Genomic DNA, 23103 nt, shown 5'->3' on the forward strand with positions numbered 1-23103 from the left:
TGACCAGCACGATGACAGCGCCGACGACGGCGACGAGCAGGCTGTAGAGGTTGAAACCCGAGACGCCGGGCTCGCCGAACTGGTTGAACAGGAAACCGCCGACGACGGCGCCGACGACCCCGAGCAGGATGTCGACGACGAGCCCCTGGCCGGTGTTGTTGACGACCTTGCTGCCGATGAAGCCGGCCACGAGGCCGAGCACAATCCAAGCGAGAAGTGACATGGTCCGGCTCTACTTTCTCTCGGCGTGCGTCCGCTCGCGACCCAGCATCACGTGCGGGTCCAGCGCTTTGGTCGCGGCTCTGGGTTCGACGACGCGTATGCGGCTTCGATGGCGGCGATCTCGGCGGTGGCCTCCGCCTGGATCGCGTGGTCGCCCTCGATGATACCGATGGCTTCCTTGATCAGGGCTCGGATATGATCGGGCGAGAGCACCTTCCGACCCCCGGCCACGCGCATCTCCTCGTATCAACCCCTCGGGATGATCTTCTGAGATGCTCGCGTGAGCAGAGCTACCACCGTGTAATCAGGTGATTTAGTAGAAGTTCCGACTATTTACATAAAGTACATTTACACCAAGTTGGCTTGGTAGTTCTGTCACGGTTTTCGTCGTTCTCAGCCCCGGTGCCGTGTGTTCGGCCCGATACCGCGCTCCTGCGCCCACACCACCACCGCGCTGCGGCGGTTGACCCCGAGCTTGCGGTACAGCCCGGACACGTGGTTGCGCACCGTGTTCGGAGACAGTTTCAGCTCGGCGCCGATCTCCCGATCGGTCGCGCCCCGACAGATCCGCGTGAGCATGTCCTGCTCGCGGATCGTCAGGTTCTCGACACCGACCGACGGCCGACCGGAGCGCGGCGGATGGCGCAGGGTCGCCAGCTTGTCGATCACCCCGTGGCTGAACCACGATGCGTCGGCCATCACCGCCTCGATGGCGCTGATCAGCTCGCGCTCGGAGCGCTTGCGACTGGTGATGTCCTGCAGGACGCATAGAACGCACGCCTCGTCGTTGATGCGCACCCGCTCGGCCGAGACCAGACAGTCGATCTCCGTGCCTACCGCATCCTGCAGCACGGCCTCGAAGCCGCGAACGCTGCCGAGCCGCCTCAAGTCCCGGGAGAACCTGCGCTGCTCGGCGCGGTCGACCCAGAGTGCGAGGTCAGCGAGCGATCGGCCGTCCGCAGTCTCGGGGGCCTGCCCGAAGGTGGTGACGAAAGCTTGGTTGACGCTGGTGATCTCCAGCCCGTCCGCGTCCATCAACGCGCTCGGCACCGGTGAGAGGTCGAACGCCTTGGCGAAGCGCTCCTCGCTGTGGCGCAGGGCCATCTCGGCTTTGCGGCGATCCTCCAGGTCGGCGAAGGTGAACAGCATGCACGGTTCGATGCCGCCCGGGCCTGGCATCTCGATGGCGTGCCCGGCCACGATCACGTAGCGGCCGCGGCCACACGGCGTGGCGAGCTGAGCCTCCATCTGTGGGATGGTGCGGCCCTCGTGCAGGCGATGGATCGCCATCTCGCGCCGCTCGGCCTCGCGCAGCAGGTCGATCTCGCAGAACGATCGGCCCAGCACATCGTCGCGATGGTAACCGGTGAGGTCGAGGAAACCGTGATTGACCCGCACGAAGCGCAGATCGGTGATCCGGCAGATGATCGCCGGGGCCGGGTTGGCGTTGAACATCCGCTCGAACCGGGCCTCGGCCTGGTAGCGCTCGCTCACGTCCTGCATGACAAGGGCGAGGCCGTTGGGCGTGCCATCCGCATCGGTCGTCACTAGGCTACGGATGCGGTGCATCCACCTGTGTCTCGGATCCCGGGTCGGGGTCAACTCGACGACGATATCGCGGAACACCTCGCCGGCCAGCACGCGGTCCAGGGGATGCTGCAGCGGGCCGATCTCGCGATGATTGCGGTAGTGCAGCGTGAAGTTCGCGCGGTACTCGGACACGGTAGCGCCGAGATCGCCGACATCTGTCACCCCATGCATCATCACGGCGGCATCGTTCGCGTAGGCGATGGTCTGATCCGGCTCGATCAAGATCACGCCCTCGGACAGGCCGGCCACGATCTGCCGCATCTGCATGTAATGAACCGCATCGGCCATCGGCGTATCTCCATCCGAAGCGCCAACGCTCGAATGCGAGGAAAAGCTCAGACTGCCGCGTTTGAGTGTCCTTGATCTGACCGATCGCCCTGAATGAACTGGTCGAGCAGATCTCGGGCCGGGGAATTACGTCTATGAGCGTGCGAGGAGGTTGTTACACACAAGTTGCAGTTTGGGCCGGCGGCTTCCGGTGATGAACACGACCTCGACCGTGCCTTCATCCATTGTCGTGACGTGGAGGCGGTAGCCCATATTTGTCGCCAGCATACGCGCCTGGTCCAGCGTGCCGGCGGCCAACAACATCGAAAACTCGGCTATGCCGGATGCAAGTTGAGCCGCGAGGAGACCGATTTCGACACCTTCGTCAAAGGTCTCGTCGCGGCCAGCGAACCGCAGGCGCAGACCGGGCACGACGTGGATGTGGCGCATGGCTAGTCCCTCTGGACACCTCGCACTGCACAATCGATGTGGTTAACGTCGCGTTAGCGGCGGCGTGCTCTCGGAAGATCCAAAATCCTACGCGACCGCTACGAGGTGGGAGCAGCCTCTCGAACCCGGGGACACGCTCGGTTCCAGAACGCCGCGTTATGCGAAGGCAGCGCTAAGACGGAGGAGTCGACGAGCCGTGCGTCTTGAGGGCGGTCCTCACCTTCGCCAAGCCCGCGGAGGCGACATCGGGATAGGGGCAGATCCGTGCCATCTCACCGGCCCGGCGGCGCGCCGTGTGCGGCTTGGCTAGCAGCGGCACCGTGGCGAGCGCGTCGAAGTAGTCCATCCAGTACCGAGGCTTCATGGGCCGTGGATCACTCGATCTTAAACCCTTCGCTGACGGCATGGTCGTTTCCGATCGGCAAGCTGCATACTGGAGCGAACATCCTACCAAAGGGGTGAACGCAGCCTCAATCGCTCGCGCCGATGACAAGCGGCCATGTTCCAGCGTGGCCGTTCCAATGATCTGCCTTATTGGAACGCAACGGTAGGTAGTGCGATCATCTATGTACGAAAAAGGACCGTTTTCCCGACGATCGCTGGGCACGCATGTTGGGCCGCCAAAATGGCTGCAAGCCCGTCGGAAAACCGCGTCGGCTATTCAAACGTCGGCAAAACGTGGCTTTCTGACCCTAGGGGCGAGTATGCTATGAGGTCCGGTTTCCTGCATCGCGCAACCGAAAGCAGACCAGCGACTTTCGGCCAGGTTAGGTCATCCGCAGGACCTCTAAGGGCGGAGAAACGGACGCTCCGAAAGTGAGAGCAGCGTCGCCAACAGTCCTAGAGATGATTTCACTGCTGGGCTCAGACCTTCAGATGTCGATTTGATCATTCCGTTGCCGACCAACAATCTGCATCGAGTCCGGAGTGCAGGGGCAGCCGCCAGACTGGTAAATTTAGGGAACGATTTCAGTGCATTGCAAGCCGCCTCTCGGATGACGTTTACTATGTGGTCTCTGATGGCGGTTCGCTTCTTCAACCCGCAGTTGGATCTTCGTGCGCCGTCACGGGTGAGGTTTGAGACGAGAGAGGTCGCCCCATTTGCATTTTGTTCCACCGGATGTTTGCGAAATGAAGTGCCCGAACCTTGGTGGACGCTTGAGGAGGCCGTCTTGCCGGAGAGCAAGGCTTCGCCGGCCGGCGGCGAAGCCAGCTGAGATCGTGCAGCCCGAACCTCGAAGCCACGCCGTCGTCAACCGTCGAGCCAGGGATGCAACCTTGTCAAAGGCAGGCCGGGGTTGGGCTGTCGGCCTCTAAACATCGCTTCCCGCCTTTCGGCGGCCAACGCGGACGGACCCCCGCCCTCAGGCTCGTGGAGACGGGCATCGTCTAGGAGGGCTGGGGCGACCCGTTCCTCCATCCTGAGCGGCAACGTTGCCGATGCCGCCCTTGCCGCCGATGCCCTTCGGTCCTTGCGATCCGGCGATCCCCGTCCCGCCTGGCTGGCGGTGGAGGCTCGGAGCCCGTTGTGGGCTGGCTATAGCCAAAGCTCCATCCAACATTTTCTCAACACCTTCGCTGGTGTTCGACGACCGTTGCCGGTCTTAGGAGCGGGTGGTGAGAAATGGTTACGACGCCGCTGCTACCTATTTGCGCCGCTGTGTTTCGTCGATCGCCGCCGCGATGGTCGTGTACGTCAGCAACAAGTTGATCGCCGCCCAGACCCGTCCTGTGGCGTAGATGTTGCCGGTCGAGACGGGGTGGTTTGGGGTCATTGGCGCCCCCAGGTAGTAGAGGAAATGCGCGGGGATTTCCTGCTCCGTCGTGTCCGGAAAGTGTGGGTGCCACCGGGTGATCACCTCGTAGCGATCGACGTGGTGGATTTATTGCAGCCGCCCGCCCCAGCGGAAGGCCATGTAGTTCGGCGGCTGCGCCGGCCAGCCGAAGGCCGGGGGATGGAAATACCCGCGGTGCGTTGTGACGACTTCGACGAAGCTCGGCAAACTCGAAACCGAGTGCCGCTGCCCATCTCTGTGGAATGCAGATCCGAGCTTGATACCGCCTGTTTTGGACACAAGGCGTTCAGTTACCCATCGCGAGGAGCCTAGCTCGCAAGGCCACCTAAGCTGCCCTTAGTTCCTGAATCACCTGCAGCGTGCTCGCGCGCTGCTCGACCAGACACTCAATCAATGATGTCAGGTCGGCACCCGCTCGGGCGGCTATCTCGACCTCATGGCATAGCCGCGATAGGCCGACGAAGCCGAGCGCGCCCGCTGCCGAGACCAGGGTGTGTGCGTCGTAGGCGATCTGCTGCCGGTCGGTTTCGTGCGGGCGGAGGCGTTCGGCAAGTTCGCTGGCGAGAAGGCCGAGCATGTCGCTGAACCGGATGGCTCCGAAGCTCTCCTTCATCTCCGTGAGCACCACCGTGTCCAGCACAGTGGGATCGATCCGGGGACCATGTGTCGGACCCGCCATATCGGCAGCCGCGAGCCGTTTGACAGGGGAACCGGCCCAACGGTCGATGACGGCGAGCAGTTCATCGCGGCGGAATGGCTTGCCGACGTGATCGGTCATCCCGGCATCGCGAAACTCGGCAACCTGCTGCGGCAGCACGTTGGCGGTCAGCGCGATGATCGGCAGGGCGGATGCGGAGTTGTCCAGGCCGCGGATGCGGCGCGTCGCACTCATCCCGTCCATCACTGGCATCTGCACGTCCATCAGGACGAGATCGTAGCGTTCAGCCCGGACCGCGCGCACCGCCTCCGCACCGTCGGCAACCACATCAACCGTATGGCCAGCCGCCTCCAACAGGGCACGGACGAGATCCTGGTTGAGCGGCACATCCTCGGCGAGCAGGAGGCGTCGGCCCTGGCGTACCGGGTTGGCACCAGCCTCGGCCACCATCGGTCGGGGAGATTGCGCCCGGTGCAGGCTGACCTCGAACCAGAAGGTCGATCCCTGCCCATCGTCACTCTCGACGCCGATCGCCCCGCCCATCAGCTCGATGAGCGACTTGGAGATTGCGAGCCCCAGGCCCGTGCCGCCGTAGCCGCGTCTGTACGAGCCATCGACTTGGCTGAAGCGCTGGAACAGGCGGTCAAGCTTGTTTGCCGGAATGCCGATGCCTGTGTCGGCCACGGTGACGGAGAGCCGGACGGGGTCGAAGCCGGCACCGACGGTGACGCGCAGCGCGACCCGACCCACTGTGGTGAACTTGATGGCGTTGTTGAGCAGGTTCAGCAGCACCTGCCGCAGGCGATCCTCGTCGCCGGCGAGCCAGACTGGCAACGCAGGGTCGAGATCGACATCGAGGGCCAATCCCTTCGCCTCCGCGAGCCCGCGCACGATGGACACCGCATTGTCGATCAGCGTGACAGGCGAGAACGGCCGCACCGCGATCTCGACCTCACCGGCCTCGATCTTCGAGAAGTCGAGGATGTCGTTGACGACGGTGAGCAGCGCCGCGCCGGCCGAGCGGATGCGCTCGCCGAACTGGCGGACACGGCCGCCGATCCCCGGCTCGTCGAGCAGCAGGTCGACGTAGCCGATCACGCCATTCAGCGGCGTACGGATTTCATGACTCATCGAGGCCAGGAACTCGCTCTTGGCCGCGCTGGCGCGCTCGGCTCCCTCCCGGGCCGCAAGCAGTGCCACCTCGTCCGCCTTCCGAGCATCGATATTGCGCACCGACGCGACGAACCCTGTGATCTGACCGGCATCATCTTGCAGCCGCTTGAGCGAGGCTTCGACCCAAACCCAGCGTCCGTCGCGATGGCGAAGTCGGTTTACGTGCACGGCTTGCTCGCGCTGGCCGGCCGACATCTCGGCGAGGAGGGCGTTCAGACTGGCTGCGTCCTCGGGATGGATCGCCTGCTGCGGGCTGGTACCGAGCAGCTCGCGCGGTTCGTAGCCCAGCAACTCGCGACTGGCGGGCGAGACGTAGAGGCGCCTGCCGGACAAATCCATGTGCGTGACCATGTCAGAGGCCGCCTCCGACAACAGGCGGTAGCGCGCCTCGCTCGCGCGCAGCGCTTCGTCCGCCGCGCGGCGAGCCGTGATGTCACGCCCCGAGATTACGACTGTACGGTCGTCCGGGGTGCGTCCGCCGAGCTTGAACACCGACTCGATCCAGACGTAGTGCCCGGCCTTGTGGCGCAGGCGGTGGACATGTGTGGCCTGCGGGTGCTCCGGCGAGAGGGTACGGTAGGCGGCAACGACTCCAGCCATCTCGTCGGGATGGATGATCTCGGCGGACGGCAGGACGGCATATTCCTCGGGCTCCCAGCCCAGGATTGGCCGCACCGCCGGTGAGACGTAGCCGCGGCGCCCCGTCATCGTGGGCTTGAACACGATCAGATCACTCGTGTTCTCGGCGAGCAGGCGGTAGCGCTCCTCGCTGTGCGCGAGCTCGACCTCCGCCTGTTCTCGCCGTCGAAGATCGCGGAGCAGTCTCAGGCCGAGCCCGATGAGGACGGCGAGCAGCAGAACGAGGACGGCGGTGCGCCCGAGGGCACTGGCGCGCCAGGAAGCCAGAGCCTCGTCCTCCGAGATGGCGGCATAGGCGACCACAGGGAACACGCTCGCCGTAGCGAAGCCGGCAAACCGGGTCGTGCCATCGATCGGCGAGACGTAGCGTCCTACCCCGGATGGGCGCTTGGGGAGGTCATCCCGGAAGAGGGGCGTGGCCGACAAGTCACGTCCGATTAGGTCATTGAGAAGAGGTTGGCGCGCCAGGATCCTCCCTTCGCCTGTCAGCAAAGCGATCACCCCACCTGATCCAACGTCGAAGCCGGACAGGCGTTGGACGAAGCGCTCGACGTTCACGGTCGCGGCCGCAACGCCGGCAAAGGTGCCGTCCGGGTTCTGCAGGCGTCGGGAGACGAGGATGATCCAAAACCCCGAGGATCGGCTCCGGATAGGCTCGCTCAGATGCGGGGCGAGCGAGCCGTTGGCCTTGTGGAACCGGAAGTAGGCCCGGTCAGCGTTGTTTACCCCCGCCGGTATTTGGGCCAGCGAACTCGCGATCCAGTTGCCGTCGGCGTCGTAGACGAACAGCGCGCCGACGTTTTCCAGCGACCGCGTGGCCGTGGCCATGCTTCGGCTGAGTCGATCGAGAGCTTCCGGAGACCGTCCACTGTTCTGAAGCCGCTCCGTGATGCCGAACAGGACCGTATCCGCCAGCCTAAAGGTGGCATCGGCCTCCCGCGCGACGGCACGTGCGACGTTGAGTGCGGACTTTTCCGTTTGTTGGATGTCCGCTGCGCGCTGGTCCCATTCATGCCACACCTCGAGGCCAACGAGCATCGAGCAGATGATCGCTCCGAGAAGGGCGAGCCGTCGGCTGACGTACCCGGCCGCGAGTGCTTTCATGGTTGGGCCAGCTCGGTGGTCGACAGGCGCGGTTCCGCTTCCGAGATCTTGGTTCACACTTCAATGACGTTCGGTAAATGTCGCTCTGCGCGTCGACATCGAACGTCTCGGATCGCGCTGCGTGCTGGCCCTGACGTTCCGCCGGAACACCGACCGGTAGTAGTGCGCGTCGAGGAAACGGAGAGCCGGCCTCAAAACCTCTTCCATCGCCGGCAGCGAGCTACTCGCGGGAATGGTGAAGCGGGCGCGGTCTGCAAACGGCTGGTCGATTGGGGGGATCAAGCGACGGTTCGCACCTCTACGATATCATGGATCGCCAGCTTGGCCCGCTGAAGGGCGGCCGTCTCGTCCGATCCGGTCGAGATGGCCCTCTCAAGAGTTTGGCACGCTGCCGCCAAGCGCGTGTAGCCGAGGCTACCAGCCATGGCGATCAAGGCGTGCGCCTCCTGCGCGATGAGCGGGCCTGCCGCCTCGGGCGGGAAAGCGGCCTTGATCCGCGCGTGCAGGTCACCGGTGAGGCGTTCCACCTCGGCCGCGCCGATCGCCTCCCGGAGGCGCTGAACCCGCGCTTGGTCGCGGATCGGGTCCAGGCTGGGTTTTGGCGGTACGGTCGGGGCGACGGTCAGGCCGGCCGTAGCGGCAGACAGCCCGGCCGAGGTCAGCCTTACGATCAAGCCGTCCTGAGCCGGCTCGCAGATCGCCAGGTCGTGCTCAGTCAGAAACAGGATGGCCGCCATCGCGGCGCTGCGTTCGAGGCCCGCCGCCAGGACCGTCGCGGACACCCCATCGGCGGCGGACAAGGGCAGGCTGCGTTCCCCGACATAGAGCCAGGCCAGCAACTTGCAGGCGGCTGCATCGCTGTTCCGGATGGTCGCGGCGAGCGCCGCACGGCGCTCGCCAAAGGCGCGGCAGATCTCCGCCAGCCCGGTCCACGCCCTCGGATCGTTCACCCGGAAGGCGGTGTCGCAGGCTCGCCCGAGACGTCCGGTGAGGTCGATGGCGGGCAGAAGATGCGCGGGGCTGCCGGCCGGGTGGGCCCGGAGCTGCAGGAGGCCTTCTTCACCGCCGATCAGGATGACGTCGGCGACCTCGACCGAGCCGACGACGAAGGCGTGGCCCACGGCGGCGATGGCCTCGGCGCCGAGATCCGGGTACAGGACGGCCCGCGGCCGCCCAGCCATTCCGCGGCGGCGCCAGAGCGCCTCGGCGGGCAACTCCGCGGCGACGGGAGCCGCCGGTGGCTCGTCCCGTTCCCGCAGGCGGTCGAGCGTCGCGTAGAGCAGTCCGGGCTCGATCGGCTTGACCAGGATCGCGTCGAACAGCGCGTCCGCGCCGCGGCGCGAGGCGAGCCCGTGGCGGTCGGCCGTGATCCCGACGAGGCGGACGTGTCCGTGTGCGCCAACGATCTCGCGCATCAGCCGCGCTAGGGCGTAGCCGTCCATCTCGGGCAGGTGATAGTCGATCAGCACGATGCCGTGACGGCGCTCGCTCAGCAGGCGCAGCCCCAGGAAGCCGTCGGCCGCGCTGTCGAGCGCGTATCCCCGCGCCGTGAGCAGGGTGCCGATCAGGTCGCGCGAACCGGGGTCGTCCTCGACCAGCAGGATTCGGTCGGTCATGCGGTCCTCATGGGCGTCCCGCGGAACGAGCGACCGGGCCGCGGAGGGCTTCGGCTGGCAGGTCCGCGACGATAGCCTCGGTCTGAGCGGGGGGCTGGGCGCCGACGAAGGCCCGGCTCAGCGCCGCCGGGCCGGGTCCGGCATCCCGGAGGGCTCGACCATCGTCCGGGGCTGCGGCCACGTCGGGCACGCCAAGGTAACGCCGACCCGCCGGTAAGGCGACGGCCGGCTCGGCGGTCCCGGCAGGTTCCGCGTCCGGCGGCCTGACGGCGGTGCGGAGCCGCGCGTGCCGGTGCGCCACGTCGGGGGCGCGAGAAGCCGGTATCCCGGTCACGGGTGTCCCCTCGTAGCGCGGCACGAGCCTGATCTGGTTCACCGCCGCCGCCATCGCGTCGAGGGTGATGTCATCGCGGCACAGCCTGACCCGAAGCGAGAGCGGGCCGGAGCGTCTGGATTCTGGGTCGAGATCCGGGGGGGCCGCGATCCATTGCCAGGCATACAGACAGCGGGCACCCCCCGCCGCCCGGCCGACCGCGAGTCCGTAGGGCCCATAAGCATTCGCGGCCGGACGGGTCACGACATGCATCACCGTTCCGGGGAAGGCCGCCGCCAGTTCGGCCCGGATCCCGGCCTCGGTCGGCCGTTCGCCGGGAGCGAGATCCCCGTCCACCGCCTCGGCGCCAGCGCCCGCGCGGGGTATGCGCAGCAACACGAGATTCTGCCGCGCTTCACCGCGTGGCGCAAGGCTCAGCGAGACGGCTTGCTCGAACCTGTCCGCCGCGTCGCGCTCCTGCAGGCGCACCGGGCGACCGATCCAGTTCGGGAGCACGGCGATCGGCGTGCCTGACCGCGCCGGCGCGGTCGCCCGCGTGGAGTCGTGCCGCCCGTCCAGCACCGCGTCCAGGCTGGCATAGCGCGCGCCGCCAGCTGAGGAGCGCACCTCGTCGCGGGCCGTGCAGGCGCCGAGGGCGAGGGCGGTCAGCGCCAGGGCCAGGGATGTTCGGGCGGTGAGCATCACGGGGCCTTCTCTCGCACGATCTGGTTACGCATCGCTTGCGGCGCGCCGAGTGAGCCAGTCGTCGCCGGCACGCCCCGGTCTGGGACCGGGGGGACCTGCGCCTGGGCCCGTGCCGGCCCGTCGGCCGGGGCTGCATGTTCGTCCGCCCAGAGCGTCCCGCGCGGTGCCGGGCTCTCCGCGGCACCGGGCTGGCTCGCCTGCTCGGCGCCGTTCCAGGCCGGCAGCAGGGAGAAGCCGTAGCGCTCGTAGGGCATCGGCCCAACGCCCGGCACGCGCCGGGCGATGGTCGGGGGCCGGCCGCGTGGGCGGTCGGACCAGCGCGTCTCGGCGACTGGTCCGTTGGTTGGGGCGGAGCGCAGGTCGTTCTCCATAAGCACGGCGACCGGGAAGTCGCCACGCCGGATCACGGGGGGCGCCGGCGCGCGGATGGCGATGACCTCGTCGGGCTGCGGCACGCGCCCGTTCTTCGCCGCCCCGCTCGAGGACGCGAGGTCGAGATAGCCGGATGCCGGCCCCGTGACCGCCCTGGTAACCCGAACCGGGGCACCCTCACAGGGCATCGGTCGGCTGACCGTAGGCTGGAAGAGCAGACCGACAACCCGCGGGAACAGACCGTCGTAGCGATTCACGACATCCAGAAACACGCGCTCCTGATGCATCCGGCGCAGCGACAGAGCGTAGCCGTAGACCGTGGCCTCCTTGGGGAACCATGCGACGGCGCGACGGAACCAGCTGAGCGCCGTATCGAACTGGCAGCGGTTGTAGGCGTACCAGGCGAGCGCCTGCGCGCCCTCTCCCGACGCCGTGGCGAGTGTGACCTCGGCGTAGCGCTTCAGGCGGTCCGGCTCGATCGCGGGCGCGTCTTCCTTCGTGAGCTCCGCCTCAAGGAGATCGATGAACAGCAGGGTGTTGTTCACCAGCGGCTCGCGCCACGCGTAGGCGACGTCCTCAGCGTCGCGGCGCAGTCCGAGGAGACGCAGGGTATGGGCGAGGCCGTGCGCCACCATGGCATCGCCGCCGCGGGCGATGGCGCGCTTGAACCAAGTGAGGGCAGTGGGCAGGTCGTGTCGCCTGAAGGCGAGCCAGGCCACGAGCGCCGCCTGGTCGGGGTCGGGCGCGGTCTCCGCGTAGGCCTGGAAGACGAAGAGGTCCTCGGGCGGTACGGACTGGTCGACCTCGTCGTGGAGCACCGCGCCGATGCGACCCCGGATGAGGTCCACGTGGATCGCGTCGAGGTCCCGGGCGGGCCCGAGCGCGGCGAGCCGGTCGACCTCTTTCATCGGCAGGATCTGCATCGCCCGCAGGAGACTGACCCGCCGCTCCTCTGGCCCGAAGCGGCCGGCGGTGAGCACGGCGCGGAGGAGATCGAGGGCCTGCCCCTGGCGCTCGGTGCGGCCGTAGGCCTCGGCGGCGGCCCAGACCACTTCTGCGTCGGCGGCCTCGATGTCGGACCGGCGGCCCGCCGCGAAGATTGCCAGTTCGGCCCAGCGGCCGGCCTTGGCGAGGGACAGGCAGGACTGCCGCAGGGCGCGCGCAGCCAGGGCGGCCTGCAGGGCGGCCGATGGCTTCCAGCCCGGCTCAGCCTTGGCCCGGGCAGCGAGTGTGGTGCCGAGATCCGCATCGCGGCCGGCCGCGAGGAGGTCCCAGAGTCCGTCCTCATCCTCGCCGCCGGCGCGCGCGGTCCAGATATCTGCCGGCGGCTGCCAGCCCGGATAGCGCCGTCGCAGCCGCTCTGCCTCCGCCTCCACCCGCGTGCGCTGATGCTGGCCGGCGTAGTAGCGCAGGGCGGTCTCGTCCGGCTTGGCAGCGTCGATGGTCCCGGCGACGGCCGGTGCGACGACGAGCAGGGCAACCATGAGGATCAGCGCGGCGCGCATGCCGGATACCTCGAACGCAGGGCCGCCAGGGCCAGCAGGTGCAGGGTGACGGGGTAGTAGTTCTCGCTCTCGGCTCGCACGCGCATCAGGGCCGACGGGAACGGCGCCCCGCGGCTCGCGCAGGCGCCGAGCGCCGGGATGGCGGCGTATCCGGTTTCGGTGAGCCGCGCCACGACCCGGCCCGTTTCCGTCTCGATCAGGGGGAGGCCGGTCTCGGGCTTCTGCCACAGGGCGAGGAACGGCGCGTAGAGGTCCGGATCGGTGACCCCCGCCATGGCGAGGTAGAGCGGGATGCGCAGGGCGTTGTAGCCGAACTGGACCGGGAACCCGTCGGCTGGCCGGGGTGCGGCCCCGGACAGGGAGATCCACTCCACCGGCAGCCCGCCGGCCCCGAAGCGTGCGGCCGCGATCAGGCGGCGCCCGCTGCGCGCCAGCGCGCTCCAATCGAATTCGGGTGCGAGCAGCGAGACGCGGTCGAGGGCCGGGAAGATCCAGTACGACAGGTTGACCACCGGCCCGTCGGGACGCTCCTCGGCGGAGAAGCCCGCCACCGCCGGCAGGAGCAGCGGACCCTGCGGGGCGCGCGGCAGGATCAGCTTGCGCCCAAGCTCGACGGCGATCCGCCGGCCGGCGGCTCGGTGTGAGGGATCGTGCCACGCCTCGGCAGCCTCCGTGAGCGCCCAGGCGACGAGCAGGTCGCCGTCGGAGGCGTCGTTCATGTCGGCGACCGCGGGGCGCTTGTCCGGCTCCCACCGCCACGCGAGGAGCTGGTCGTCGCGGACCATCAGGTTCGCCCTCGTCCAAGTCCAGACCCGCTCGAAGGTCTCGCGGTCGCCCGCCGCCACGGCGAGCAGCATGCCGTAGCCCTGGCCCTCGCTGTGGCTGATGCCACCGTTGGCGGTATCGACCACGCGGCCCTGCTCGGTGATGAACCGGGCCTTGTAGGCCCGCCACGCCTCACCGTTGCCGAGGGCCCCAGCGAGGGCCGGCGCGGAGCCGGCCATCACCGGTCCGGCCGAGCTCACGGCCAGGAACGTCACGGCCAGGAAGCTCATGACCATCCTCAGGAAGGGGGCGCCGTGCACGAAGACGCTCATTCCGATCTCCGTCCGAGGTTGCGCACGAGCAGGTGAGTCGAGCCGGCGAGACCGCCCGCCAGCAGCAGGCCGAACAGGCCGTAGAGGCCGGCATGCAGGGAGAGCCAGCCGGCCGCGATGCGGCGGAGGTTGCCCGGCGCGGGAGGCAGCGTGGCGACGTAGCGGGGCTCCGCCGCAGCTTCGACACTCACGGAGCCGTCGACGGACGAGAGCGCGGTGAGGCGGCCCTCCGGACGCGTCCAAACCCGCGGATGGACGAGGCACGCCACCGCCTCCCGCAGACTGACGGCACTGGGGGCCGTGACCAGGGTCAGCAGATCGTCCTCGGCGGGCCCGGTCACGCCCTGCGCGAGGAGGGCTGCCGCCTCCGCCAGGATTGGGCCGCCCGCCCGCGCCGCCGGTTTCGCGTCCGGCCTGGCGGCCGCTTCTGTGACCGCCTCGGGTACCGGGGGCGCCAGCGCGCTGCAAGCCGCGATGGCGTCTGTGCGGAGCACCCGGCGCCGCAACGCCGGGCCGCTCTCCCGTGCCGGTGCGGCTTCACGGTCGGCCCAGGCGTCCAACAGGGCCTGCGGATCGAGGCCTGCAGCGGTCAGGATGGTCCCGTCCAGGGTCCTGGCGGGGGACACGACGAGGGTCGGTCCGGTTATGCCGGCGCGGCCGGCGGCGAACGCGAAGGGGAGCACCCGGCCGGCGGCGAGGCCAAGCCGCGCAGCGAGCGTCGCCGCGGCCGCCATGGTGTCGCGATCCGGGGCCGGGACGACGAGGGTGGGACGTCGCACCGAACCTGCGTACGGAAAGGCCTCGGCGACGGTCTCGGCGATCTCGGGCTGCCGCCCGACCCGTGCCAGCGGCGGGAGGATCAAACGACTCGAGCCGGCGAGGAACAACCGCTCCGTGGGTACCCCCGTCTCATCCGGGCAGGTTTGGTCGTCGGTGCGGGGCAACTCCGCGCGGATCGCGATCCGGTTGAGGCCCGGTCGGAGCAGCCGCAGCGGCAGGAACACCGAACGGCGGTTCATCGCCTCCCCGCCCGTCCGTCCGAGCGGCGCGCTGGCCGCGTTCGCGCCGTTGATCTCCACGACGATCTGGGCGCCGGGCGCGAGGCCGGCCGGATAGCCTGCGTCCAAATCCAAGATCAGCTTGTCGTAGTCGGCTGGCATGAAGTCGTGCGGCAGGGCGAGGTCGAAGGCGATCCGGTGGGTCCGTGCGGTCACGTGCGCATCCGGGATACCGAGCTCCGTGAAGGTGAGGGTCTCCCCGCCCGAGACCCTGCGGCCGCCGACGTCGGCGAGCGAGCGCAGGCCTGCTGGCGTCCCCAGTGGTTCCACGCGCGACAGAGCCTTTAGCTGCGCGAGCGCGGCGGCCACATCGGCATCCTCTGGTCCGGTCACGACGAGGATGGGGCGGCGCTCCGCCGTCCGCGGCAGGAGCGCAAGGCGCGGCCCGGTCACGGGACCGAGCGATGCCAGGTCAACGCTCCCGGCGAGTTCGGCCACGCGGCCGACTGCGAGTGCCAGCCCGTCGCCGTCCTCGGCGGCTGGGCCGAAATCGGCCGCCGGCTGGATGAAGCGGCCGGCCAGGACGGTAGCCTGGAGGGCCGCCAGTGCCCGCTCCACGGTGCGAAGGCTCAGCTTCTCACCGGTCTGGATCAGGCGGACCGGTACCGCCCCGTCGGGGCCGCCTCGGATCGCCGCGAGGTCGACGGGATCGGACGGCCCCCCGGAACTCGCAAGCAGGCCGGTCGTCGCGGGATCAATCTGAGTCCAAAGCTCGTAGGTCGCCGGAACGGAGCAGTCGACGCGGTGGCGCTGCGCCACCGTGATGTCGACCCGGTTGAAGCCCCGCGACATCCCCCCCGGCGGTACGTCGAAGCTGAGGCTGCGGGCGCCCCGGGCCCCGTCGATGGCGGCGCTCCCCAGTACGAGACCGTTGAGACTGACGGTCAGCCGAGCAGTCTCGGGAAGGATCGAGACCGCGGCCACGTAGCCAACCTGGAAGCGGCCCCCGGTCCGCGCCTCTGCCTCGGTGACGTAGAGCGGGAAGCTCAGGCGGCCGTTCTCGCCCCAGAGCCGCATCGCTGCCGCGATCACGGGCAGCCGGCGGAGGACCGGGCCGGTCTCGGTCGCGTCAGCCGGGATTGGCCGCGCGGCGGCAACCGACTCGGCCGGGGCGACGATCGCCGCCCGTCCGGTCGCCGGCAGCATCAGAACCGGGGCCGCTCCGACCCCCGAGAAGGTCTGGGCCGAGGCGCCTGCCGCACAGGTGAGGAGGATGGCCACGAGAACTGGGCGGAGACCGTTGCGCATGGGGCTTCTCAGGCAGCGGAGCGGATGGAGGCGGGAGGCGCCGGCTCGCGGCCGAGCGCACGAAAATCTGGACCGCGCACGAGGTCCGCGCGGATGGGCTCGGCGCGGATGGGTACGGCGCGTTCCGACCCGGCCAGGGCGAGGATCTCCGCGAGCCAAGCCGTCGGGTCGAGCCGCGGCTCGGCGGCGGCCCCGGTGGGGGCTTGGGCCGGAATGGCGGCGGAGACCGCGGTGGGAGCCTCGGCAGCGGCGAGTTCGGCGACGGCGCGTCTCCAGGCTGCGTCCGTCAGCGGCATGCCAACGGAAGCGCCTGCTTCGGCCTGGGCCGGCTCCTGGGGCGGTATGGGGCGCGCCTCGACGAGCGTTGTCGCACTTCCCGGAACGATCGGTGGCACCGGGACCTTCGCCACAGGGACGGACATCACCTCGGCCGTCGTAGCGGAGAGGAGGGCGCCATCCAGGGTGACGATCGGGGGGATAAAAGGCGTCGGCGCCGCTGCCGCGATGGGCGCGACGACCGACCCTGCCGTGACCGACGGGACCTCCGACTGAGTTCGGCGAGCCGGCGCAACTATGGTCGGGGCGGGCAGCGTCCGCGCGGCGGGCGGGACGATGCGGCGGTCGCGCAGTCCGTACGTGATGGCTCGAACCGGCTCCGTGACGCCCCAGGCGAGGAATCGCAGAGTTCCGGAGAGCAGGTTCTCGTGCCGATGCCGGCCGGAGAGGAACGCCCGAAGGGCAGACACGTCGCCGTACATCAGTTCGGCGAGACCGCGGAACATGGCAGGGTCGGAATCCGGGAAGGCCACGTCCCAGGTGTCGCCGGAGAGACCGCTGCCCTGACGGAACGTAAGGGGGCCGCAGGTGGCCCCGGCGAGGACGATCCGGCCCACGCTTCCCGCTCCGGCCGAGGTCGGCCACGCCGAACCGTCGCAGCGGCGCAGGCGGCAGCCCTCGGTCGAGGCGCGCTCCACCATCACCTCGAACACCGCGCCGCCGACTGACGCGACGGCGCGCCGATTCACCGGCAGGCTATGGCTGCGCTCCGGCTGCCGGCGTTCGGCCACGACGCCGAGCGCCGCGCCCGCGATCACGAGGTTGAACAGGCACCAGAGCCCGACCACGAGCATCAGGCTGGTGACGCCGGGCTCGTAGAGATAGCGCCACGTGGCCGTCGCGCAGCCCGCCATCAGTGCGCCGAAGATCGCGAAGAACGGCCAGGCCAAGCTCGACAGGTGATCGCGGTCGAGGCCGACGCCCTTGTTGGTGACGTTGAAGCTCGGCTTGCGTGGAGACAGCATGACCGAGACGATGGAGCGGGCGAGATAGACGCCTTGCACGTACTCGTAGAGTTCGGAGACCCACGGCCAGCGCACGCGGCCGTAGAGATAGTTCTGCATCATCATGTTGGCGACCACGTAGGTAGCCGTGAAGGCCAGGGCCTCGTCAATCGACGAGACGAAGATCTTCACGTCGAAGAAGATGTGCAGAAGTGGCGCCAGCATGAAGATGAGCCGCGGTAGCGGGAAGAACCAGAAGGTCATGCTTGACAGGTAGCAGAGCCTCTGGATCGGCTTCAGGCCGCGCTTCAGCAACGGGTTCTTCAGGAGCATGATCTGGAACATGCCCTGGCACCAGCGCGCTCGCTGGCCGATGAAGTCCGCGAAGGTCTCCGGCTGGAGGCCCGCGATCAGCGGCCGGTCCACATAGGCGCTGGTCCAGCCGCGGGCGTGGAGCTCGAAGGCGGTCTCACAATCCTCCGTGATGGTGATACCCGAGAAGCCGCCGACCGCGTCGAGCGCGGCCCGCCTGAGCAGCGCCGCCGAGCCGCAGAAGAACGAGCCGTTCCACTTGTCGAGGCCGGCCTGCGTGACGCCGTAGAACATCTCGTTCTCGGACGGCATCTTCGAGAAAGTGCGCAGGTTCCGTTCCAGCGGGTCCGGGTTGATGAAGACGTGGGGCGTCTGCACCAGAAACAGCTTCGGATCCTGCGCGAACAGGCCAATCGTCTCGCGCAGGAACGGGCGGAACGGCGCGTGGTCGGCGTCAAGGACCAGGACGAGGTCGGCACTCGCCTGCGTGAGCCCGTTGTTGAGGTTGCCGGCCTTGGCGTGCTCGTTGCACGTCCGGGTGAGGTAGTGGGCGCCCAGCGCAGTGCAGAGCGCCTGCAGCTCGGTCCGGCGCGTCCTCGCCGCCTCGGCCCGGGCGGGATCGGCATCGGCGCATTTCTGATCGGTGCCGCCGTCGTCGAGCAGCCACACGGTGGCGCGCCCGGCCGGATAGTCGAGGTTGCGCGCCGCCGCCAGGGTGACGCCCAGGATCTCCGCGGATTCGTTGTAGGAGGGGATGAAGATGTCGACGGTGGGGAGTTCCGCCTCGGGTAGCACCGGCGCGGCGCCACGCGCCAGCGGCTCGACGTTGATGATCAGGCTGACCGTGAGGATCAACACGCAGTAGAGTTCGGCGAGCGCCAGCACCACGCCGAGCCCGAAGCTGACGGGATCGTCGAGCGCCGGCAGCGTGCCGGTAAGGCGCCAATAGACGTAGCGGATAACCACGGTCGTGCCGAGCGCCAGGAAAGCCATCCGGGCGAGGCCCCGGCGCGGAAACAGCACCCAGAGCGCCACCATCCCGGCCCCGGCCGCGGCGCACAGCGCGAGCTGGGCCGCCGGGCCGACGGGCTGGACCAGAAATCCGATGGCGAGTGTGGCGCACAGCGCCCAGGTCGCCCAGAGCAGGCCCATCAGGATGCGTGGTCGCGCGGCCCGGGCGGGGGCCGCCGTCCCCACGGCCATGATGGTCGCCCCCGTCACCGGGCTGTCCAGCGTCGTGGTGCCCATCAGAAGCCCGTCCGCAGATCGAGGGAGGTGTAGAGGCCGCCCTTGCGGACGTGGTCGTGGACGTAGCCGGCCGACAGTCCGAGCTGCAGCGCGCCGATCTGCATGCCGCTCAGGTGGCCACCGACCCGCCACTGCCGGTAGTAGTCGTCCCCGAGGGCCGTGAATTCCGGCCCCACATACCCGCCGGCGAGCGCCGCGACGCCGAACCGGACGCGACCGTAATAGGCGTTGAACGTCGTGGCGTAGGAGCCGGTAGCGTGGAACATCGTGAAGGCGGTCGGCCGGGCATAGTAGTCCAGGGCCGTCTTCAGGCCGACGCCGGTGCGCGCGGCGGTCTCGCTCGCCCCGGACTGCGCGACCTCGTCATGGCGGACGTTCAGCCCGACGAAGCCGGTGAGCACGCTGTCCGGCCCGACGAGCGCGTAGCCGGCCATCGCGGCGAGGTCGGTCTGCTGGCCGACGGCGCGGGCCGCGCCGGGGCTCTCGGCCCGGTACGAGCCGATCAGGCCATCGACCCGCACGCGGATACCGCTGGTGAGCAGGTCGCCTGCAGGCGCTGCCGTCACGGTGGCGCTGGCGAATTGCGAACCTTGCGACGCGATGGCCGCAGAGGTGTCGACGGCCACGATCCAGGCGTCGGGGCCGGACGGCGGCTCGGCTCCTGTATACCAGTCGGCCGCCTGTGCGACGGGGCAACCCGCCGTGACCAGGGCCGCGGCGCACCCGATGAAGCTGCGGTGCATGTCGATACGCTACGTGACTTGCAGGACGCCCCTAGGATCCGGCCAGCAGCCTTAATCGGTCCTTGCCGAAGCGATTAGGATGCAGAGCAAAGACGGACTAGGCCGCTATCGGTGCCGGAGAGTGCAGTCTTCGGAAGAAGAAATCAGAGATCATGTCGGGTCCTTGCAGCACTGACACGCATCCGCGCGCGCCGCGCTTGCGCGTTCGGCCTGTGGATGGGTGATTCGGGACTAGGCCGACTTGCCTAGTCCGGCAGCGAGGATCCGCGGGCCGGTCGCCGCGGCAGCCGCCCGGTTGGCGACGCCGAGGGTGCGCAGGAGCGCGGCGACATGCACCTTCACGGTGCCCTCACCGAGATCGAGACTTCGGGCGATTTCCTTGTTGGATCGGCCGGCCACGATGAGTTCGAGCACCTCCCGTTGACGGCGGGTCAGCACCACCTCGCCGGCAGGCGGCGCGGACGCGCTGGGCGGCGGCTCGGCCATGAAGGGCGGCACGTAGATCGCCCCCTCGAGGATCGCCGAGACGGCGCGCAGCACCTCCGCAGTACCCAGCGTCTTGGGCACGTAGCCGTGGCAGCCGGCAGCCAACGTGGTCAGCACGTCGGCGCGCGCGGTCGAGGCCGAGACGATGGCGGCCTTGACCGCGGGATAGCATTCGCGCACGGCTGCCACGGAACCTGCGCCGGCCATGCCGGGCATCTGCAGGTCGAACAGGGCCAGCGCCGTCTCGGGTGTCGCGGCGAGAGCGGCGAGTGCCTCGTCCAGGCTCGCCGTCTCGATTACATGGGCGAAGCCGAGCTGCCGGGTGAGCAGGGAGGCCATGGCGAGGCGGAAGAACTCATCGTCGTCTGCCAGGATCGCGACCCGGCCGCGGGTTGCGCGATCCAGTCCCGCCGTCGCCATCACCGCGCTCCTGTGGCGGTCCGGGCGGGGACAAGACCGCCGGCCAGCATCGCCCGCGTCTCGGTGATGGCCGCGACGGCGAGGGCCTGTGTTCTGGCCAGGAGCTCGTCGAACGCAGCGTCCTCGGTCGCCCGCTCCAGGGCCGAGCATGCTCGGCTGAGCGGCATGAACCCGAGAAGGCCGCTCGCCGCTGCCAGTGCGTGCGCCTCAGCGCGCAGGACCGCGCGCTCGGCCGCCGTCCCCGACGTGCTGGGCCCAGCGGCGTGACCGGGACCTGGGTCGCAGGTTGCGCCGGAGATCGCGAACGCATCCTCGGCGCGCGCCTGGAACTGTCCCAGCAGCCGGGTCAGCGTGTCCGGAGCGATCAGCGCCATGTTGTCCGCGTGGCGCGCAGGGTCGAGCGTCGGCTCCGCGTCCGGAACTGCGCCGGCCGCCCTGTCCAGCCACCGTGCCACCACAGCGCAGAGCTCATGAGGCTGGAACGGCTTTCCGAAATGGTCATCCATCCCGGCGGCCCGGAAGGCCTCCACCTGATCCGGCAACACATTGGCGCTCAGTGCGATCACCGGCACCTGGGCGATCGGACCCGGCAGGCAGCGAATCAGCCGGGTGGCCATCATGCCGTCGAGGCGTGGCATCTGAACGTCCATCAGCACGAGGTCGTAGTTGGCCGCCTCCACGGCACGAACCGCGCCGATACCATCTGTTGCGACGTCAACCGTGTGGCCGGCGGCCCTGAGCACGGTGCAAGCCAACTCCCGGTTGATGTCCACGTCCTCCACAAGGAGGATACGCCCAGCTGGTCGTTGCCCTCTCGGACCGGACGGGGCGTTCATGGTGAGGGCGAGGGCCCGGGGCAGCGCCAGCGTGAACCAGAAGGTCGAGCCGCTGCCGGCCTCCGACACGAGGCCGATTGCGCCATCCATCAGCTCGACCAGCTGGCGGCTGATCGCGAGACCGAGACCGGTGCCGCCGTAATCACGACGGATCGAGCTGTCGGCCTGCGAGAAGCGGCGGAACAACCGCTCCTGCCGGTCGGGCGAGATGCCGATACCGGTATCCGTCACACTGAAGCGGATCCGCTCGCCACGCGGGCTCACCCCCTCGTGGCGGAGGCTGACGGTCACGCTGCCCCGCGGCGTGAACTTCACCGCGTTGTTGAGGAGGTTCAGCAGGATCTGCCGGAGGCGCCCCGAATCACCCACGAGGTAGCTCGGAACGGCGTCTTCGACCTGTGCGACGAGGTCGAGGCCCTTGGTAGCCGCCGACGTTCCGACGATGCCGAGACAGGAATCGACGAGCGGGCGAACCGCGAACGGCGCGGGATCCAGGCCTACCACGCCGGCCTCCACGGACGAAAAATCGAGGATATCGTCCACGACGGTGCGCAGGTTCGTGCCCGCCGTCGCGGCGAGCTCCGCGTAGCGTCTGAGATCGTCATCGAGCCGTCCGGACTCCACCAGCAAACCGGCGAAGCCGATCACCGCGTTGAGCGGCGTGCGGATTTCATGACTCATGGCCGAGAGGAACTCGGTCTTGGCGGCGTTGGCGCGCTCCGCCTCGATCCGCGCAGCCTCGGCCGCCGCCTTCGCGTCGAGCAGCGTACGTTCGCCGTCCTTCCGGGCGGTGATGTCGAGGGTCAAGCCGTTGATTCGCACCGCGACACCGTCCCGGTCGAGTTGACGACGCCCGATTGCCTGGATCCAGCGGCGACCACCTCCGACTGTGGGGACCCGGAACGCGACGTCGAAGGTCTTGCCCCCGGAGGAGGCCTCCCGCACCGCCCGCAGAGTCGTCGCGCGATCGTCCGGAGCGACCCGGCGCATCCAGTCGGCGACATCCATCACCGCCGGGCGATCCTCGGGCAGCCCGAGACGGCATGCGCTTTCCGGCGACAGGATCACCTCGTGGGTCGCGAGATCGATGGCAAACAGTCCGGCCCCAGCCGCTTGCTGGGCCAGGCGCAGGAGCTCACCCTTCTCCGCCAGCGCCTCCCGGGCTACCACGACCTCGTCGATGTCGAGGGCAGATCCTAGCCAGCCGATCAGGTCGCTGCCCATGTGCAGGGGCCGGAACACGAATTGGTGCCAGCGAAAGCGACCGTTCCGGTCGCGGACGCGACCCTGGACCTCGCCAGAGCGGCCCTGCACGCGCGCCTTGGCGTAGGCATCGCCGATCTGGCCGGCGTCGTCAGGGTGGAACCGGTCGGTGCGGGCAGCACGGGTGGTGGGGATCGGTCCGCAATAGGCCTCGAAGGCTTGGTTGACGTAGACCGTCTCACCGGTGTCCGCGCGCTCCATCCAGACGAGTTGCGGTAGCGTATCCACGAGCGCCCGGTAATGGTCTCGGCTTGTGCGCAGGTTCGCGTGGGTCTGCTCATGGTCGAGTGCCTCCCGGACCGTGACGACGCGGTGGCCCGTGCCGGGAACCTGCCGGACAACCAGCACCGTCGTGATCCAGCGTGCGCCTGTGCCGCGCATGCGGACAACGGCTGTGTCGGGACCGTCTGGTTGTGTGGTGGCAGCGAGAGCGACTTCGTCCTCCGGGTGGATAACCTCGCGCAAGCACTGCCCGATCAGGGCAGTGCCCTCCGCGCCGAGGAATGCCTGGCCCCCCGCAGATGCGTAGATCACCCGACCCGCTGGATCCAGCCGGAGGATCAGCCCGGCGACCGCGTCGACGATCTGGCGCAGCGCCTCGGTTTCGGGGCCGAGCGGCGTGCGAGACGGGGTGCTCATCGCCGAGAGGCTCGGCCAAAGGCGGTGCCGCACTGGCCGAGGTAGTCCGGAGCACGAGCGCGG

General features: G+C 68.9%; 16 protein-coding genes. All 16 read right to left on the reverse strand.

From position 1 onward, the window contains the following. Positions 1 to 223, reverse strand: a 223-nt coding sequence (locus tag MKK88_RS02155) for a GlsB/YeaQ/YmgE family stress response membrane protein (protein WP_243996945.1), incomplete at its 3' end; no start/stop codon positions are given. 47 nt (positions 224 to 270) lie between these two features. Next, complete coding sequence (locus tag MKK88_RS02160) at positions 271 to 453, reverse strand: hypothetical protein (protein ID WP_243996946.1); 183 nt, start codon at positions 451 to 453, stop codon at positions 271 to 273. Between the two features lie 162 nt (positions 454 to 615). Beyond that, the gene (locus MKK88_RS02165) at positions 616 to 2100 is read right to left on the reverse strand and encodes a PAS domain S-box protein (RefSeq protein WP_243996947.1); all 1485 of its coding nucleotides are present in this window, start codon (positions 2098 to 2100) and stop codon (positions 616 to 618) included. A 132-nt stretch (positions 2101 to 2232) separates the two neighbouring features. Continuing rightward, on the reverse strand, positions 2233 to 2529 hold the full coding sequence (locus tag MKK88_RS02170; RefSeq protein WP_243996948.1) for a hypothetical protein: 297 nt from the start codon (positions 2527 to 2529) through the stop codon (positions 2233 to 2235). A gap of 172 nt (positions 2530 to 2701) precedes the next feature. Next, entirely contained in the window at positions 2702 to 2893 is a 192-nt protein-coding gene (locus MKK88_RS02175) for a hypothetical protein (protein ID WP_243996949.1), read from the reverse strand. 1282 nt (positions 2894 to 4175) lie between these two features. Further along, positions 4176 to 4388, reverse strand: a complete 213-nt coding sequence (locus MKK88_RS02180; protein ID WP_243996950.1) for a hypothetical protein — start codon at positions 4386 to 4388, stop codon at positions 4176 to 4178. A gap of 262 nt (positions 4389 to 4650) precedes the next feature. Beyond that, entirely contained in the window at positions 4651 to 7899 is a 3249-nt protein-coding gene (locus tag MKK88_RS02185; protein ID WP_243996951.1) for a PAS domain S-box protein, read from the reverse strand. Between the two features lie 278 nt (positions 7900 to 8177). Further along, positions 8178 to 9515 carry a response regulator gene (locus MKK88_RS02190; protein WP_243996952.1) on the reverse strand — a complete coding sequence of 446 codons (1338 nt, stop codon included), beginning with the start codon at positions 9513 to 9515 and terminating at the stop codon, positions 8178 to 8180. Positions 9516 to 9522: 7 nt separating this feature from the next. Then, complete coding sequence (gene bcsN, locus MKK88_RS02195) at positions 9523 to 10530, reverse strand: cellulose biosynthesis protein BcsN (RefSeq protein WP_243996999.1); 1008 nt, start codon at positions 10528 to 10530, stop codon at positions 9523 to 9525. Then, complete coding sequence (locus tag MKK88_RS02200) at positions 10530 to 12410, reverse strand: hypothetical protein (protein WP_243996953.1); 1881 nt, start codon at positions 12408 to 12410, stop codon at positions 10530 to 10532. The genes bcsN and MKK88_RS02200 overlap by 1 nt, the downstream gene beginning before the upstream one ends. Then, positions 12395 to 13507: a glycosyl hydrolase family 8 gene (locus MKK88_RS02205; protein ID WP_243996954.1), complete on the reverse strand. Its 1113-nt coding sequence runs from the start codon at positions 13505 to 13507 to the stop codon at positions 12395 to 12397. The genes MKK88_RS02200 and MKK88_RS02205 overlap by 16 nt, the downstream gene beginning before the upstream one ends. Then, on the reverse strand, positions 13504 to 15813 hold the full coding sequence (locus MKK88_RS02210; protein ID WP_243996955.1) for a cellulose biosynthesis cyclic di-GMP-binding regulatory protein BcsB: 2310 nt from the start codon (positions 15811 to 15813) through the stop codon (positions 13504 to 13506). Before MKK88_RS02210 ends, MKK88_RS02205 begins: the two co-directional genes overlap by 4 nt. An 8-nt stretch (positions 15814 to 15821) precedes the next feature. Next, a complete protein-coding gene (bcsA, locus tag MKK88_RS02215) occupies positions 15822 to 18557 on the reverse strand; it encodes a UDP-forming cellulose synthase catalytic subunit (protein WP_243997000.1) in 2736 nt (911 codons plus the stop codon). A gap of 95 nt (positions 18558 to 18652) precedes the next feature. Next, positions 18653 to 19396 (reverse strand): cellulose biosynthesis protein BcsS, encoded by a 744-nt coding sequence (gene bcsS, locus MKK88_RS02220; RefSeq protein WP_243996956.1) that lies wholly within the window; start codon positions 19394 to 19396, stop codon positions 18653 to 18655. A gap of 231 nt (positions 19397 to 19627) precedes the next feature. Continuing rightward, positions 19628 to 20302: a LuxR C-terminal-related transcriptional regulator gene (locus tag MKK88_RS02225; protein WP_243996957.1), complete on the reverse strand. Its 675-nt coding sequence runs from the start codon at positions 20300 to 20302 to the stop codon at positions 19628 to 19630. Next, complete coding sequence (locus MKK88_RS02230; protein ID WP_243996958.1) at positions 20302 to 23040, reverse strand: ATP-binding protein; 2739 nt, start codon at positions 23038 to 23040, stop codon at positions 20302 to 20304. The genes MKK88_RS02225 and MKK88_RS02230 overlap by 1 nt, the downstream gene beginning before the upstream one ends. Positions 23041 to 23103: the final 63 nt, after the last annotated feature.

Origin of the sequence: Methylobacterium sp. E-005 (genome assembly GCF_022829725.1) — a bacterium.
Classification (GTDB): domain Bacteria; phylum Pseudomonadota; class Alphaproteobacteria; order Rhizobiales; family Beijerinckiaceae; genus Methylobacterium.

Coding starts and splice junctions, on each gene's coding strand:
- MKK88_RS02205 (WP_243996954.1), bottom strand. CDS start 13,507: ATGAGCGTCTTCGTGCACGGCGCCCCCTTCCTGAGGATGGTCATGAGC.
- MKK88_RS02200 (WP_243996953.1), bottom strand. CDS start 12,410: ATGCGCGCCGCGCTGATCCTCATGGTTGCCCTGCTCGTCGTCGCACCG.
- MKK88_RS02190 (WP_243996952.1), bottom strand. CDS start 9,515: ATGACCGACCGAATCCTGCTGGTCGAGGACGACCCCGGTTCGCGCGAC.
- bcsS (WP_243996956.1), bottom strand. CDS start 19,396: ATGCACCGCAGCTTCATCGGGTGCGCCGCGGCCCTGGTCACGGCGGGT.
- MKK88_RS02210 (WP_243996955.1), bottom strand. CDS start 15,813: ATGCGCAACGGTCTCCGCCCAGTTCTCGTGGCCATCCTCCTCACCTGT.
- bcsN (WP_243996999.1), bottom strand. CDS start 10,530: ATGCTCACCGCCCGAACATCCCTGGCCCTGGCGCTGACCGCCCTCGCC.
- MKK88_RS02165 (WP_243996947.1), bottom strand. CDS start 2,100: ATGGCCGATGCGGTTCATTACATGCAGATGCGGCAGATCGTGGCCGGC.
- MKK88_RS02225 (WP_243996957.1), bottom strand. CDS start 20,302: ATGGCGACGGCGGGACTGGATCGCGCAACCCGCGGCCGGGTCGCGATC.
- MKK88_RS02230 (WP_243996958.1), bottom strand. CDS start 23,040: ATGAGCACCCCGTCTCGCACGCCGCTCGGCCCCGAAACCGAGGCGCTG.
- MKK88_RS02170 (WP_243996948.1), bottom strand. CDS start 2,529: ATGCGCCACATCCACGTCGTGCCCGGTCTGCGCCTGCGGTTCGCTGGC.
- bcsA (WP_243997000.1), bottom strand. CDS start 18,557: ATGGGCCTGCTCTGGGCGACCTGGGCGCTGTGCGCCACACTCGCCATC.
- MKK88_RS02175 (WP_243996949.1), bottom strand. CDS start 2,893: ATGAAGCCTCGGTACTGGATGGACTACTTCGACGCGCTCGCCACGGTG.
- MKK88_RS02185 (WP_243996951.1), bottom strand. CDS start 7,899: ATGAAAGCACTCGCGGCCGGGTACGTCAGCCGACGGCTCGCCCTTCTC.